The 15,568-nt window shown below is 74.0% G+C and carries 12 protein-coding genes and 1 tRNA gene; 11 read left to right on the forward strand and 2 right to left on the reverse strand.

Translation table 11 applies throughout. From position 1 onward, the window contains the following. The first annotated feature begins 41 nt into the window (after positions 1 to 41). From ABGB05_RS28035 to gndA, 4 genes are all read left to right on the forward strand, one after another. A complete protein-coding gene (locus ABGB05_RS28035; protein ID WP_347656912.1) occupies positions 42 to 1,559 on the forward strand; it encodes a dynamin family protein in 1,518 nt (505 codons plus the stop codon). Beyond that, positions 1,556 to 3,496: a dynamin family protein gene (locus tag ABGB05_RS28040; protein WP_347656913.1), complete on the forward strand. Its 1,941-nt coding sequence runs from the start codon at positions 1,556 to 1,558 to the stop codon at positions 3,494 to 3,496. Before ABGB05_RS28035 ends, ABGB05_RS28040 begins: the two co-directional genes overlap by 4 nt. Then, positions 3,493 to 4,149 carry a hypothetical protein gene (locus ABGB05_RS28045; protein ID WP_347656914.1) on the forward strand — a complete coding sequence of 219 codons (657 nt, stop codon included), beginning with the start codon at positions 3,493 to 3,495 and terminating at the stop codon, positions 4,147 to 4,149. Before ABGB05_RS28040 ends, ABGB05_RS28045 begins: the two co-directional genes overlap by 4 nt. Before the next feature lie 185 nt (positions 4,150 to 4,334). After that, positions 4,335 to 5,804 (forward strand): NADP-dependent phosphogluconate dehydrogenase, encoded by a 1,470-nt coding sequence (gene gndA, locus ABGB05_RS28050; protein ID WP_347656915.1) that lies wholly within the window; start codon positions 4,335 to 4,337, stop codon positions 5,802 to 5,804. A gap of 28 nt (positions 5,805 to 5,832) precedes the next feature. On the opposite strand, the gene ABGB05_RS28055 is transcribed toward gndA, so the two are convergent. Continuing rightward, complete coding sequence (locus ABGB05_RS28055; protein WP_347656916.1) at positions 5,833 to 7,158, reverse strand: Hsp70 family protein; 1,326 nt, start codon at positions 7,156 to 7,158, stop codon at positions 5,833 to 5,835. A 101-nt stretch (positions 7,159 to 7,259) separates the two neighbouring features. Between ABGB05_RS28055 and ABGB05_RS28060 the strand changes: the two genes are divergently transcribed. The 5 genes from ABGB05_RS28060 (at position 7,260) to ABGB05_RS28080 (ending at position 12,713) form a co-directional block, all read left to right on the forward strand. Continuing rightward, positions 7,260 to 8,057, forward strand: a complete 798-nt coding sequence (locus ABGB05_RS28060) for a glycerophosphodiester phosphodiesterase (RefSeq protein ID WP_347656917.1) — start codon at positions 7,260 to 7,262, stop codon at positions 8,055 to 8,057. A gap of 22 nt (positions 8,058 to 8,079) precedes the next feature. After that, positions 8,080 to 9,456: an MFS transporter gene (locus ABGB05_RS28065; RefSeq protein WP_347656918.1), complete on the forward strand. Its 1,377-nt coding sequence runs from the start codon at positions 8,080 to 8,082 to the stop codon at positions 9,454 to 9,456. Between the two features lie 112 nt (positions 9,457 to 9,568). After that, positions 9,569 to 9,641 (forward strand) — tRNA-Pro (locus tag ABGB05_RS28070). Positions 9,642 to 9,643: 2 nt separating this feature from the next. After that, complete coding sequence (locus ABGB05_RS28075; protein ID WP_347656919.1) at positions 9,644 to 11,941, forward strand: hypothetical protein; 2,298 nt, start codon at positions 9,644 to 9,646, stop codon at positions 11,939 to 11,941. A gap of 121 nt (positions 11,942 to 12,062) precedes the next feature. After that, a complete protein-coding gene (locus tag ABGB05_RS28080; protein ID WP_347656943.1) occupies positions 12,063 to 12,713 on the forward strand; it encodes a thymidine kinase in 651 nt (216 codons plus the stop codon). Positions 12,714 to 12,794: 81 nt separating this feature from the next. On the opposite strand, the gene ABGB05_RS28085 is transcribed toward ABGB05_RS28080, so the two are convergent. After that, positions 12,795 to 13,253 (reverse strand): hypothetical protein, encoded by a 459-nt coding sequence (locus tag ABGB05_RS28085; RefSeq protein WP_347656920.1) that lies wholly within the window; start codon positions 13,251 to 13,253, stop codon positions 12,795 to 12,797. A gap of 172 nt (positions 13,254 to 13,425) precedes the next feature. Here ABGB05_RS28085 and ABGB05_RS28090 point away from each other — a divergent pair, with 172 nt between their 5' ends. Further along, entirely contained in the window at positions 13,426 to 15,126 is a 1,701-nt protein-coding gene (locus ABGB05_RS28090) for an acyl-CoA dehydrogenase family protein (protein WP_347656921.1), read from the forward strand. Positions 15,127 to 15,180: 54 nt separating this feature from the next. Continuing rightward, positions 15,181 to 15,555: a VOC family protein gene (locus ABGB05_RS28095; protein ID WP_347656922.1), complete on the forward strand. Its 375-nt coding sequence runs from the start codon at positions 15,181 to 15,183 to the stop codon at positions 15,553 to 15,555. Positions 15,556 to 15,568: the final 13 nt, after the last annotated feature.

The raw sequence follows: 15,568 nt of genomic DNA on the forward strand, positions 1-15,568 counted from the left end.
TATCCCCCATTCTCGCCGACCGCACCGCCGGCTGACGAGTCATGGGCCCAGGTCCGCTCAGCGTCCGCGTCGCCCGGCTCTGCGACGAGGCCGGTCCACGGCTCGACGCCGGCACCGCCCAGCAGGTGCTGGCGGTGCGTCGCCGGCTCGACGAGCCGCTGCGGGTGGCGATCGCCGGCCGGCTCAAGGCCGGCAAGTCGACGCTGGTGAACGCGTTGATCGGTCGGCGGGTCGCGCCGACCGAGGTGGGTGAGTGCACCCGGATCGTCACCCAGTTTCGGTACGGCACGGTGGACCGGGTCGACGTGGTCCGCCGCGACGGCGGGCGGATCAGTCTGCCGCTCGACGACGCCGGCATGATCCCGCAGCGGCTGGGGGTGCCCCGGACCGAGATCGGGTACGTCGACGTGACGTTGACCAGCGACCACCTGCGGGACCTCACCGTGTTGGACACGCCCGGCCTGGCGTCGACGAACACGTCGGTCAGCGCCGGCGCCCGGCGGCTGCTGTTCGAGTCGGCCGGCGCACCGTTCGACGACACCATCGACGCCGACTCGGTCGGCGCGATCGCCGGCGCCGAGGCGATCGTCTACGTCTTCACCCAGTCGGTCCGCGACGACGACGTGGCGGCGCTGGAGGCGTTCCGGTCGGTGTCGGCCCGGCTGGCCAGCAACCCGATCAACTCGATCGGGTTGTTCAACAAGGTCGACAAGCTGGTCGGCGGGGCGGCGGACCCGTGGCCGGTCGCCGGTCCGCTGGCCGCCGACCAGAGCGCGGTGCTGCGCCGGGTGGTGTCGGAGGTGGTGCCGATCGTGGGACTGCTCGCCGAGACCACCGAGGCCGGCCGGCTGACCGCCGCCGACTGTGAGGCGTTGCGGACCATCGCCCGGCTGCCACAGGCCGAACGGCTGGTGCTGCTCGCCTCGGTGGACCTGTTCACCTCCCGGGACTGTCCGGTGCCGCGACAGCAGCGGGAACGACTGCTGCGGCTGCTGGACCTCTACGGCATCGGGTTCGCGATCGCGCAGTTCGTCGCCCAGCCGCAGCTGGCCAGCGGGGACCTGGTCCGGCTGCTGTTCGCCGCGTCCGGGTTCCCCCGGCTGCGCAACACCCTGGACCAGGCGTTCCGCTGGCGGACCGACGCGATCAAGGCCGGCTGGGGGTTGTCGAGTCTGGACCGGCTGGCCGGTCACGCGCCCCGCCCGGAGGACCGGGAGCTGCTGCGGGACGCGATCGAGCAGCTGCTGCAGCAGCCGGAGTACCACCGGCTGCGGCTGCTGGAGGTGGCCCAGCTGGTGATCACCGGTTCGGTGGAGCTGCCGGAGCCGATGGAGCAGGAACTGACCCGGCTTGCGCTCTCCACCGACCCGGGGTGGATCCTGGGTCTTCCGGCGGCCGCCCCGGACCAGCTGGCCCGGGCCGCGTTGGACGCCGCCACCCGGTGGCGGGTGTACGCGGTCGCCGGTGCCAGTCCGGCGCAGTCCCGGGTGGCCCAGGTGGCGCACCGGGGATTCTTCCTGCTGTCGCAGCGGGTCCGGGCCGAGGGGAGCCTGCGGTGAGCACCGGCGCCGGCACCCGTGGCAGCGGCCCGGTGGCCCCGGCCCCGCGCACCCGTACCACCGGTGCCGGTGCCGGTGCCGGTGGCGAGGCGGCGATGGGTGCCGCGCTCGGCGGTGCGGTCGACGTCGGGCTGGCGTACCTGCGGAAGGTGGCGCCGGACGCGGCGGCCGAGGTCGACCAGCTCCGTCGCCGGGTGGTGACCCGGCCGACGATCGTGGTCGTGGGCGAGACAAAACGGGGAAAGAGTTCCCTGGTCAACGCCCTGGTCGGGGTGCCGGGGCTGTCGCCGGTCGACGTCGCGGTCACCACCGCCTGCTATCTGGAGTTTGTGCCCGGCCCGCAGGCCGGCGCCCGGGCGTGGCTGCCCGGGCAGGCCGAACCGGTGCCGTTGGAGGTGTCGCAGCTGCGGGACTGGGCGACACCGCTGGGGCGGCTGCCCGACGACGTACGACCGCCCCGGCATATCGAGGTCACCCATCCGGCGCCGCTGCTGCAGTACCTGAGCCTGGTCGACACCCCGGGCACCGGCGGGCTGGACCCGGCGCACGCGCAGATCGCGCTCGAGGCGGCGGCCCAGGCGACCGCGCTACTGTTCGTGGTCGACGCCGCCGCCCCGTTCGCCCAGCCGGAGCTGGACTTCCTGATCGAGGCGAGCAAGCGGGTGAACCTGGTGGTGTTCGGGTTGACCAAGGTCGACGCCTATCCGGGGTGGCGGACCATCCTGGCCGACAACCGGGCGCAGTTGCAGGCGCACGCACCCCGGTTCGGGTCCGCCCCGTGGTTCCCGGTCTCCGCCCGGCTCGCCGAACTCGCCCGGACGGTGCCGGCGCAGGCCGCCGGTGAGCTGGTCCGCGAGTCGCGGATCACCGCGCTGCAGCACGCCCTGGTCGACCTGGCCGGCCGTGGGCACCTGCTGCGGCAGGCGAACGTGCTGCGTACGGTCCGCAGTGAACTGGTCTCGGTGGACCTGCGGATCGGTGAGCGGCTGCGGGCCACCGACCCGGACCCGGCCGACGCAGCCCGGGTGAAACAGGAACGGGCGGCGGTCGCGGCCCGGAAACGGACCGAGTCGCGACAGTGGTCACTGGCGTTGAGCGCGGAGACGCAGCGGGCCCGGGTCGAGGCGACCGGGCTGCTGCGCGGCTACGTCGGCGGACTGCAGGAGGAGTTCCTGAACCGGATCGACTCGGCGCGCGGCGACGACCTGAAGGGGTTGCCGCAGCAGGTCGACGAGGCGCTGCACGCCCTGTCGATTCGCCTCTCCGCCGACCTCGAGGTCCGGTTCCGGCAGGTCGGCGAGCGGGTGCTGGCCGAGGTGTTCCAACCCGACGAGCTGGGGTTCGTGCTGGGCAGGTTGAACGCGACGCTGCGGCACGCGCTGGCCAGCAAGCCACGTCGGGAGGGCGGGGCGGACAACATGATGATCGCGTTGTCGGCCGGCGGAATGGCGTTCATGGCCGGTCGGGGCGCGATGGCGGGTGCCTCCGCGCTCGGCGCCGGCGCGCTGGTCGGCGGCAGTCTGCTGGTCCCGTTCGCCGGGCTCGGGCTGGGGCTGGCCGCCGGTGGGTTCATCCTCTACCGGCGGCGGGTGACCAGTGACCGCCAGCAGGCCCGGATGTGGCTGCGCGAGGTGGTCGCGGACGCCCGGGCGGCGCTGTCGGACGAGATCACCCACCGGTTCACCGACCTGCAGTACGCGCTGACGCTCGCCCTCGACGACGCGATCGAGCGGCGGCTGCGTCAACTCGACGCCCGGATCGCCGAGATCGACGCGGCGGCGGCCGAGGACCAGGCCGGTCGGGCCCGGCGCCGGGCCGCGACCCAGGCGGAGCGGGACGCGGTACGGGCCCGGATCAAGCAGGTCGACGAGGTGCTGCAGCGGGCCCGGACGCTCGCCCCGGCACCGGCGACCGAGACGAGGGGAACGGGCGGATGACGGACCACTGGGGCGGTTGGCCGTCGGACCAGCCGGACTTCGACGACCCCGACGACCACACCGTCGACGGCTTCGACCAGCACGACGACGGTTTCCACGCGGCGGACGGGTTCGACGCTGACGGTCCGGCGGACGGGTTCGAGCCGGCCGAGCCGGTGGACGGGTTCGGCGCGGCGAACCCTCCGGCCGGTGCCGACCCGTACGCCGAGACCGGTTTCGGCTCCGTGGATGCGTACGCCGAGGCAGGATTCGGTCCGGCCGAGCAGCCGGACGGCGACCCGTCGTCGATCGAGCCGGTGGGCGGCGACCCGTTGGTTGGTCCGCCGGTCGGCGCCGACCCGGACCTCGGCCCGTACGGCGACCCGGCGGCCTGGCCGGTCGTCGACGAGACCCTGGTCGGCTGGCCGGCGGACATCCCGCCGCCGGAGCCGGTCGACGGTTTCCCGTGGACCGATCCGGAGCTGCTGGGGCGGCCGGAGGACGTACCGGCGCCGGAGCCGACGGCGGAATCCGGGCCGGCACCGGACGAGCTCGCCGCCTACGCGGCGGAGGGCCTGCCGGTCGACGGTGACCCGTGGTCGGCGTTGGCGGCCTCGGAGGATCCGGCGACGAGCAGCCTGGCCCGGTTCTGGCAGCAGCCCGAGGACCGGTGAGGGGCCGGGCCGGCCCGGACGCCGGCAACACAGGTGGTGATCTTACTTACGACGTGGTTCGCCCGATTCATCCGAAGTCGGTGCGGATACTGGAGAACGGCCGGCCCCGACGGCCCCGGCACGACGATTCCCGGAAGGGGGAAGCGGCGTCCACCCGGCCGTGACGGTCGGGCGCCGCGACACACATGACAGAGCAGACGACGGCCAACCGTCCGGAGGCGACCGCGCAGATCGGTGTGACCGGTCTCGCGGTCATGGGTCGCAACCTGGCCCGTAACCTCGCCCGGCACGGACACCGGGTCGCGGTGCACAACCGGTCACCGGAACGCACCCGCAGCCTGGTCGCCGAACACGGCGACGAGGGAACATTCGTGCCGAGCGAGTCGCTGGCCGACTTCGTCGCGTCGCTGGAGCGGCCCCGGGCGGTCATCGTCATGGTCAAGGCGGGCGCTCCCACCGACGCGGTCATCGACGAACTGGTGCCGCTGCTGGAACCCGGCGACATCGTCATCGACTGCGGCAACGCCCACTTCGCCGACACCCAGCGGCGGGAGACCGCGCTGCGGGAACGCGGCCTGCACTTCGTCGGCACCGGCGTCTCCGGCGGCGAGGAGGGCGCCCTGCTCGGGCCGAGCATCATGCCCGGCGGATCGGAGGAGGCGTACCGCAAGCTCGGTCCGATCTTCGAGTCGATCGCCGCCCAGGTCGACGGCGTACCCTGCTGCGCGCACATCGGGCCCGGCGGCGCCGGCCACTTCGTCAAGATGGTGCACAACGGCATCGAGTACGCCGACATGCAGCTCATCGCCGAGGCGTACGACCTGCTGCGGGAACGGCTCGGTGCGACCCCGGCCGAGATCGGCGACATCTTCGCCGAGTGGAACACCGGCGACCTGGAGTCGTTCCTCATCGAGATCACCGCCGACGTGCTGCGGCACGTCGACGCCCGGACCGGCACCGCCTTCGTCGACGTCGTCGAGGACCAGGCCGAGCAGAAGGGTACCGGCCGGTGGACGGTGCAGAGCGCCCTCGACCTCGGGGTGCCGATCACCGGCATCGCCGAGGCGACCTTCGCCCGCTCGCTGTCCGGGCACCCCGAGCAGCGGTCGGCGGCCCGGCGTACCTTCGCCGACACGACCGGGGTGACCCCGGCCGGCGACGTCGACCGGGACGCCTTCGTCGAGGACGTCCGGCGGGCCCTCTACGCCTCCAAGATCGTCGCCTACGCGCAGGGCTTCGACCAGATCCGCGCCGGCAGCGAGGAGTACGGCTGGGGCGTCGACCCGGCCACCCTGGCGACCATCTGGCGCGGCGGCTGCATCATCCGGGCCCGGTTCCTCAACCGGATCCGCGAGGCGTACGACAGCGACCCGAAGCTGCCGACGCTGCTGGTGGCGCCGTACTTCGCCGACGGGGTCGCGCAGAGCATCGCCAGCTGGCGGCGGATCGTCGGCTACGCGGCGCAGGCCGGGGTGCCCGCCCCCGCCTTCGCCTCCTCGCTCGCCTACTTCGACGGGCTGCGCCGCGACCGGCTGCCCGCCGCGCTGATCCAGGGACTGCGGGACAACTTCGGCGCCCACACCTACCGTCGGGTCGACGACGAGGGCAGCTTCCACACCCAGTGGGCCGGTGACCGTACCGAGTCGCCCGCCTGAGTCGGGTCGGCGGTGGCCGGCCCGGGTTTCAGTCGGCGCCGGCCACCGCCACCAGCACTACCAGCGCGACCACCACCAGTGTGGCCAGCACACCGGTCCAGCGCGCACCGCTGGCACCGTGCCAGAACCGGCCGGCCGGTGCCGTACCGGCAGCCGTCGTGAACACCGGCGCGGTCACCACCCCGGACGGTGTCCCGGTCCCGGACGACACCACCGTCCCGGTCCCGGTCGACGGCCGCGACCCGGCCGGAACCGTCGACCCGGACGACAGTGTGGACGTCGTCGTCACGGTCGACGGCGGCGGATCGGCCAGCGCCCCCTCGGCGACCACCGTCTCCGGTTGCTCCAGGGCGGTCGGCGCGACCCCGAGCCGGGCGTGGATCAGCCGGGCCACCAGCGGAATCCGGCTCGACCCGCCGACCAGGAAGATGCCGCCCAGCTCCCGGGGCGCCAGACCGGCCCCGCGGACCACCCGGGCAAGCCCGTCGACCGTCGGCGCGAGCAGCGGCTCGGCCAGCGACTCCAACTCCTCCCGGGTGACGTGCGCCCGGACGTCCAACCCGGGCAGGTGCAGTTCGGCACTCGCCGCCCGGGACAGCAGTTCCTTCGCCGCCCGGGCCTCGTCGTACAGCAGGCTCCGCCGGCGGCGGCCCTCGACGTCGGCCGGGGTGAGCAGGCCGCGCCACAGCCCGGTCCGGTCTCCGGCGTGGGCCCGGCCGAGCTGCTCGACCAGCGCCTGGTCGACGTCGAGCCCACCGAACTGGGCGTCACCGGCCTCGGCCAGCACCTCGAAGCCGTCCGGGGTGCGGCGGACCACGGTCAGGTCGAGGGTGCCGCCGCCCAGGTCGTAGACGGCGAGGGCCCGGCCCGGTGGCAGCGCGGCGCCGAGCGCCGTGACGTAGTAGGCGGCCGCCGCGACCGGTTCGGCGAGCAGCGTCGGGGTCGGCAGGCCGGCGTCACCGGCCGCCGCCACCAGCACCGACCGGCGACGCTCCCCCCACCCGGCCGGATGGGTGAGCCGCACCTCGTCGACGCCGCCGAGCTGCCGACCCGCCTCGACCGCGACCCGGCGCAGCACCGCGGCGACCAGCGCGACCACCGCCACCTCCCGGTCGCCGAGCAGCACCGTCCCGTCGTCGATCCGGCGTTTCGGGTGCGGCTCGTAGCGGGCCGGGTCCAGCCGGGCCGCCCGTTCGGCGTCCCGGCCGGTCAGCGGGGCGCCGGTCCGGTCGAGGCAGACCCCGGACGGCAGCAGCGGTGTGCCGTCGAAGAGCAGCGGCCGGGGTCGACCGTCGCCGCCGCGTACCGCCGCGACCGTGTTCGAGGTGCCGAAGTCGATGGCGAGCAGCCGCATGGCCGACACCATACTGTCCCGCCGCCCCGGCCCGGTCGAACGTTCACCGTCGGCCGCCCACCGGCCACCCGGTGGTCAACCCGGCCGGCCATACTCGCGGAATGATCCACAACTTCGGGTACCTGGACGCGCCGACCCCGCTGGCCTTCGCGCACCGCGGCGGGGCGGCCCGGGGTGACGAGAACACCGCCGAGGCGTTCGCCCGGGCGGTCGGGCTCGGCTACCGGTACGTGGAGACCGACGTGCACGCCACCGCCGACGGGGTGCCGGTGGTGTTCCACGACCCGACGCTGGAGCGGATGACCGGTGAACCGGGACGGATCGCCGCCCTGCGCTGGGCCGACCTGCGGGCCATCCGGGTCGGCGGTGCCGCCGCGGTCCCCCGGCTCGACGACGTCCTCGGCGCCTGGCCACAGGTGCGGTTCAACGTCGACGTGAAAGCCGACGACGCGGTCGACGCCACGGTCCGGGCCGTCGAGCGGGCCGGCGCCGCCGACCGGGTGCTGCTCGCCTCGTTCAGCGACGCCCGGCTGACCCGGCTGCGTCGGGCCGCCGGGCCGACGGTCGCGACCTCGCTCGGGCTGCGAGGGGTGGCCCGGCTGCGGCTGGCGTCGCTGGCCGGCCGGCGTCTGGTCCTGCCGCCGTCGGTGGTCGCCGCCCAGGTCCCGGTCCGCTACCGGGGGGTGCCGGTGGTCGACCGGCGGTTCGTCGGGTACGTGCACCGGCTCGGCCTGCAGGTGCACGTCTGGACCATCGACGAACCCACCCAGATGCACGACTTACTGGATCTGGGTGTGGATGGCATCATGACCGATCACGTCGACGTTCTGCGCGAGACGTACGCCAGCCGCGGCCTCTGGCCCACCGACCGCCAGGTCGGCCCGGACCGGACCGCCTGACCCCCCTGCCGAAGGACCGACCATGGCCGAGACCCTTCCCGCGCCGGCGGAGACCGCGCCGACCAGCGACCGCCGCGAGCGGGTCGGCTGGTACTTCTACGACTGGGCGAACTCGGCGTTCCAGACCACGGTCATCACCGTCTTCCTCGGCCCGTACCTGACCTCGATCGCGAAAACCGCCGCCGGCTGCGCCTCCGACGACCCGTGCCGGGGACAGCGGATCAGCCTGCTCGGCATCGACATCGCCCCCGGTTCGCTGTTCCCGTACATGGTGTCGCTGTCGGTCTTCCTCACCGTCTTCGTCCTGCCGGTGGTCGGTGCGGTCGCCGACCGGTCGCCGCGCAAGAAGGAGATGCTGGCGCTGTTCGCGTACGTCGGGTCGGCGGCCACCATCGGGCTGCTGTTCCTGACCGGCGACCGGTATCTGCTCGGCGCCGGCCTGTTCCTGGTCGCGAACATCGCCTACGGGGCGAGCATCGTCGTCTACCACTCGTTCCTGCCGCAGATCGCCGGCCCGGAGCAACGCGACAGTGTCTCCAGCGTCGGCTGGGCGATCGGCTACATCGGCGGCGGCACCCTGCTGGCGCTCAACGTGGCGGGGGTGCTGTTCAAGGACTCGCTCGGGCTGGACACCGGAGAGGTGGCCCGGTACAGCATCGTCTCGGCGGGCGTCTGGTGGGCGGCGTTCACCACCATCCCGCTGCTCCGGCTGCGCAACCGGCCACCGACCGCCGGGCCGGCGCAGGGACCGCTGCTGATCGACGGGTTCCGGCAGCTCTGGCAGACGCTGCGGGAGCTGAAGGCGTACCCGTTGACGTTGTTCTTCCTGGTCGCGTACCTGGTCTACAACGACGGCATCCAGACGGTGATCTCGCTGTCCGCGACCTACGGCACCGAGGAGCTGAACCTCTCCGACGACGTGCTGGTGCCGACCATCCTGATGGTGCAGTTCCTCGCCTTCTTCGGGGCGCTCGGGATGGGCGCCCTGGCGAAGCGGATCGGCGCCTGGAAGACGATCCTGACCAGCCTGGTGCTCTGGACGGTGGTGCTGGCGGTCGCGTTCCGGCTGCCGGCCAACCAGGCGCTGCCGTTCGTCCTGCTCGGCGGTGGCATCGGCATCGTGCTCGGCGGCAGTCAGGCGCTGAGCCGCTCGCTGTTCAGCCAGCTGATCCCGAAGGGCAAGGAGGCCGAGTACTTCGGCATCTACGAGATCTCCGACAAGGGCACCAGCTGGCTCGGGCCGCTGCTGTTCGGCCTCGCCTACGGGATGACCGAAAGCTACCGGGTGGCGATCATCTCGCTGCTGACGTTCTTCGTCGTCGGGTTCGTGCTGCTGCTCGCGGTACCGATCCGCCGGGCGATCGTCGCCGCCGGCAACGTACCGCCGGAACGGCTGTAGCCGGTCGGCGCCGCCGGAAAACCGCTGCCGCCGGCCCGGCCCGGCACGGTAGCGTCGGCGCCACCCCGACGACCAGCCGGTCCACAGGGGACACACCGGTGGTGTGCCGGGACAGCGTGTAGCTCAGACAGCAGAGCACCGGGCTCGGGACCCGGAGGGCGCGGGGGCGGAGCCCGCCACGCTGGCGATGGAGAATAAGCAGGCACCTGAGGCAGTGCGGCCCGACCACACCGTGGTCGGCGCCGGCTACCCGCTCGGCGAACTCGCCCGCGCCCTCGGCACCGCCGCCGGGCACCCCGACCCGGACACCCGACAGCGCGCCGGGCGGCGGGTACGGGACTGGGTGCGGGTGCTGACCGGGATGACCAGCGGGCGGCTGCGGATCGGCTCCCGCACCCCGGTCGCCGGGCTGCCCGCCTGGGTGACCCCGCAGGTGGTGCACGGCGGGTTCGCGACCGGCAAGGCCCTGGCCGGCGGACCGCTGCGCCCGGACGAGGTCGACCTGGCGCGGCGGTTCCACCTGCCGGAGCGGCGGGCCGACCTCTTCGCCCACCATCTCGGCGAGGCGGGACTCGCCGAGCTCGACGCGCTGCTGGACTCCGGCCGCTACCGGGTGGAGGTGCCGGAGGAGGCGGCGCTGCCGGTGCTGGTGTGGTTGCTGCGTGCCGGCGACGAGGACGCCGCGCTGGAACTGTTGCGCGAGATCGCGCCGTACGCCCACCGGCTGCGGTTCGCCCCCGCCCCGGACGACACCCCGGCACCCGACCCCGAGATCGTCTGGCGGGCCACCACCGGCGAGATCCGCTCCAGCCTCGCCGGCCGCGGACCCGATCCCCGGATCGAGGCGATGCGGGAGGCGCTGACGGTCTGGAACCCGTTCGCCGACGACCTGCTGACGCTGTGGCTCCAGACCCGCCGCGACGGTCGGGTCGGCGCCGAGTACGACCCGCGGTGGCTGGCCCGGGCCCGCGCCCTGCTCGACCGCTACCGGGTCCTCGCCGCCGCCCACCCGTACTGCGGCAAGCACCGCCGGCCGAAGGAGAACCTCGCGATCCTCCGGACCGCGCTCGCCGAGGTGACCGGCGCAGGCGACCTCACCCCGCGTACCCGGGGTCTGCTGCAGCACGCCGTCGACTCGATGCTGCGTCGGCGCGGCGAGCCGGGCTCGGCGGCACACACCCGGCTCCGCGAGCGGCAGGCCGGACAGGCCGCTGTCCCCGGGCACCACACGGTGGCCCAGGTGGTCGCCGACCGGCTCGCCGACCTGCCGCAGCGGACCGGGATCCGCGCCCTCGGACCGGTGCTGCGCCCGGTCGACGCCGCTGAGGCGGCCGCTGCGGGGATCCCCGCCGGAACCCCGGTGCCGGAGCCGGTCAGCCGGACCGTCCGGCGGGCCCTCGCCGCGACGGTGCCGGACCTGGTCGCGGCCGGCGTGGTCCCCTCGGCCGAGGTGCTGGCCAGCCTGGTGCCCCGGATCGCCGTCGCGGCCACCGCCGGCGCCTACCCCGACCCGGCGCTGCGGTCCCTGATGGCGGCGAACTACCTGGCGTTCCGGGCCCGCCGCTCGCTGCTGCTGCTCAACCTCGAACACCAGGTTCGGCTGACCGAACTGCCGTGGGTCCGGGCGGTCACCGCGCACCGGGACACGACGGACGAGGCCCGCTCCGACGCCTGGGCGACCCTGCGCCGTCTCGGCGAATTCGCGCTGACCGGCTTCCCCGCCACGATCCTGCCGAATCCGCTGCTGCGGGAGTTGGACGCGCTCAGCCGGGAGGCCGGGGTGCCGCTGCCCTGGGTCGAGGAGTTGGCCGCGGACATCTTCGAGGGCCGCTTCTCCACCAAGTTCCTCCGCGCTGCGAAGATCGCCGCCGAACACCTCGACGGCAGCCTCTACGCCCGCTACTACGGCATCGACTACGCCGCCGTACTGCGGATCCCGGACCCGTCGCCGGGCCGGGGCGGTGGCGGGACCGCGACGTCGGTCGCCTTCGACACCCTCTGCCGGGAGCGGGCCGCCGTCGACGGCCGCCGCCGGTCGGTGGCGGCGAACGGGACGGTGATCGAACAGGCACAGATCCTGACCACGCAGAACCTCGCCACGCTGGCCCACCGGGTCGGCGTACGTCCGGCCGACGGCTGGTCGACGCTGGCCCGGCGGACGTTCGCCCAGGTCCTGGTCCTGGCCGGCCGGCTGCCCGGCAACCCCCGCCCGCTACCCATGATCAAGAACATCGGGTACGCCTGGCGTCAGCTGGTCTGCTACCTCAGCCTGCCCGGCGGCGACGACCCACGGACGGTGGTCGACGGGCTGTGGGAGGACCTGCGGGCGGCGCCGGAGCCGGCCCGGAACCTGCTCACCCCGGTGCTGGCCGGGCTCGGCTACGTCGCCGCCGGTGGCGAGTTCGCCCCGGACGGCACCGGCGGCGCCGGTCGGCGACTGCTGGGCTGGACCGTCGGACGACACTGGGCTCGTCGCCGACGGTGACCGATCCGGCCGAGCGTGATCATCGGCACGGCGGTTCGAACGGGAACCGCCGGTTGTCCTAGGCTCCCGGACCGTGACCGACGACAGCCGTGCCCGCCACCCCGAGCCCGCCGCCGGGTCCATGCTCTCCTCCGTCTGCGCCGTGGCCGGGGACGGTCGGCTGCGGCACGGCGCCGCGTTGAAGTTCTTCTGGGGCCCGATGGACTGCGGCAAGTCGACGATGGCCCTGCAGATGAACTACAACCACGCCCGGCAGGGCCGGCGGGGGCTGGTGCTGACCCGTATCGACCGGTCACTCGGCCCGCAGATCACCACCCGGATCGGGCTGGCGCACGAGGCGATCGAGGTCACCGACGACCTCGACCTGTGCGCACTCGTCCGCTCCCGGCTCGCCGACGGTGACCGGATCGACTACCTGATCTGCGACGAGGCGTGCTTCTACACGGTGCGGCACGTCGAGCAGATGGCGGAACTGGTCGACTGCTACGACATCGACGTCTTCGCGTTCGGTCTGGCCACCGACTTCCGGTCCTGCCTGTTCCCGGCCGCGCAGCGGCTGTTCGAACTCGCCGACGAGGTGACCCGGATCCAGGTCGAGGTGCTCTGCTGGTGCGGCCGGCAGGGGCTGCTCAACGCCCGGGTGGTCGGCGGGGCGGTGACCCGGGAGGGCGAGCAGGTCCTGATCGGAGACACCGTCGACGAGGCCGAGGTGCGCTACCAGGTGCTCTGCCGGCAGCACTACCGCAGCGGCGACCTGGGCCGGGGGCGCTGACCCAGCCGGATCGCGCGGCGGCCACCGGTCCGTGACGGCGCCGCGCCTGATCGGGTCGGTCTCGGGCGTGGTGGCCGGCGGTCAGAACGGGTCGCCGCAGACCCGCCACCGGTCACCGTCGCGGACCATCGGGATCTCTCGTCGGTCCACCGCGCCGGACCGACGGGTCAGCTTCGCCGCCACTGTCGCCCGCGACTGTCCCTGGTCGGTCGAGACCGAGACGTCGTCGATGTCGTACCGGGTGATCGTCGGGGGCACGGCGAGCCGCCGGACGAACTCCTCCCGGCTCCACCGTGCGCGGGTGTCTCCGCAGAGCCGGTCGTAGGCGCCGTCCGGGTCGCCGCCGACGACCTCGTCGAGGAACGCCTCCGCCTCCTGCTGGGCCGCCGACGAGGACTGCCGCAGGTGCTGGAAGTTCCAGGCGCCCAACCCGCCCGCCCCGACACAGCAGAGAAAGAGACCGGCGGCGACCAGCGCCAACAGGCCCCGGGTCCGACTCGGCCGCCGACCCGGACGACGCCACAACGGCTCGTTCCCCATGGCACCGACGGTAGACAGCGGTCCGGTACGGCGCAGCGAACCGCCAGCCTTGTTGTCGATCGGTGATCAACGTGACGCTCTCCGCGACCGGTTGGTGGTCTAGCGTCGGGACCACCCCGACCCACCCGGGGCCCGGCACCCCGGTGTCCCCGCGAAACCCGAGGAGCCAGCGATGGTGCGCTACGTCCAGACGGTGCCGGCCCCGCCCGACCCGTACTTCGGCGACCGACTCCTGCGTTCCTGGCTCGACCGGCGGCTCGGCGTCGATGGACACACCGCCGCCGCGTCCCGGCTGGCCGCGCTCGCCACCGACGTCACCGGCCCGTTGCGGGCCGCGCACCTGGACGCCGAGACGCATCCGCCGACCCTGGTCCGCTACGACGGCTGGGGAGCCCGGGTCGACCGGATCGAGACGTCGGCCGGCTGGCGGGCGCAGCGCGACGCGGCGGCCCGGCACGCCGTCGTCGCCCTGCCCTACCAGCCGGAGGCCCGGGCCACCTGGGGTGCGGCGGCCCGGGTCGTCCAGCACGCGCTGCTGCACCTGTACGGGCCGGAGTCGGCGACCTTCTCCTGCCCGGTGGCGATGAGCGACGGCGCCGCCGCGCTGCTGGCCCGCCCCGAGGTCGATCCGACGGTCCGCGACGTCTGGCTGCCCCGGCTGACCAGCACCGACCCGGCCCGGGTGGCGTTCAGCGGGCAGTGGATGACCGAGTCCCAGGGTGGCTCCGACCTGGCCCGGTCGAACACCGTCGCCCGGGCTGCCGACGACGGCTCGTGGCGGCTGACCGGCGAGAAGTGGTTCTGCTCGGCGGCCGACTCGACCCTGGCGGTCGCGCTGGCCCGACCGGAGGGCGCCGGCGCCGGCAGCCGCGTCCTCGTTCCGTTCCTGGTGCCGCGCTACGCCGCCGACTCGCCGCTCGCCGGGCCGGGTGCGGATCCGGCCGCCCCGGCCCCCGGGGTCACCCTGCACCGACTGAAGGACAAGCTGGGTACCCGCGCGTTGCCGACGGCGGAGATCGGCCTGCGGGACGCGTACGCCTGGCCGCTGGGTGATCCCGCCCAGCCGGGTCTGGCCCGGGCGATGACGCTGGTCGTGGTGACCCGGCTGCACAACGCGGCGGCGGCCGCCGCCGGGATGCGCCGGGGATTGGCGTACGCGCGGGCGTACGCCGACGCCCGTCAGGTCGCCGGTGGCCGACTCGGCGACGCACCGCTGCACCGGGCCACGCTCGGCGAACTCGCGGTCGACACCGCCGGCGCGTTCATGCTGGCCGGGCACGCGTTCACGCTGCTCGGCCAGGTCGAGGTCGGGGCCGACCCGGCGGCCGCGGTCGAACTGCGGATCGTGGCACCGCTGGCCAAACTCGCCACCGCCCGGCTGGCGGTCGCGGCCGCCAGCGAGTACGTCGAGTGCTTCGGCGGTGCCGGGTACGTCGAGGACACCGGGATCCCCCGGCTGCTGCGGGACGCCCAGGTGCTGCCGATCTGGGAGGGCACCACCAACGTGCTCGCCCTGGACGTGCTGCGGGCGGTGGTCCGCGACGACGGTGCGGTGCCGCTGCTGGGCCGGCTCGACGCGGCGACCGACGCGGCCCGGCGGCTGCACCGGGGGCTGGCCGACGCGCTCGCCACCGGCACGGCCGAGTTGCGGGCCACACTCGCCGAGGTGACCCCGGAGGCGGTCGGCGCGGTCGCCGGGGCGCGGGGGCTCGCCCTGCGGATGGCGCACCTGCTGACCACCGCGCTCCTGGTCGAGCAGGCGAGCTGGGGCGACGAGGCGGCGGAGGTCGCCGCCCGGCTCTGGGCGCGTCGGCGGCTGCGCGGCGGTGACATCGCCGCCGACGCGCACCACGAACTCGACCTGCTCTGCTGAATCGCCCGGCGTACCTGACAGGAGATGTCAGGTACGCCGGGCAGGCTGACCGGTATGACGAACAGCATCGGCGACCTCATCATGGTCAACTTCGACAGCTCCGACCCCCGCGCGCACGCCGAGTTCTACCACCGGCTGCTCGGCTGGGAGATAACCGCCAGCGCGGACGAGTACGCGATGATCAGCGACGGACACTCCTCGCTCGGATTCGGCCTGGTCGAGGGGTACCGGCCGCCGGCCTGGCCCGACACCACGGCCGGCAAGCGTTACCACGTCGACGTCTACGTCGACGACCTGGACAAGGCCGAGGCGGCCTGCCTCGAGGCGGGCGCCGCCCGGCCGGACTTCCAGCCGGGCGGTGAGCGGTGGCGGGTGCTGACCGATCCGGTCGGCCACCCGTTCTGCATCTGTCTGCGGTCGCAGGACTGACCGGCGCCGTCAC

Source organism: Plantactinospora sp. B5E13, assembly GCF_039871775.1.
Classification (GTDB): domain Bacteria; phylum Actinomycetota; class Actinomycetes; order Mycobacteriales; family Micromonosporaceae; genus Plantactinospora.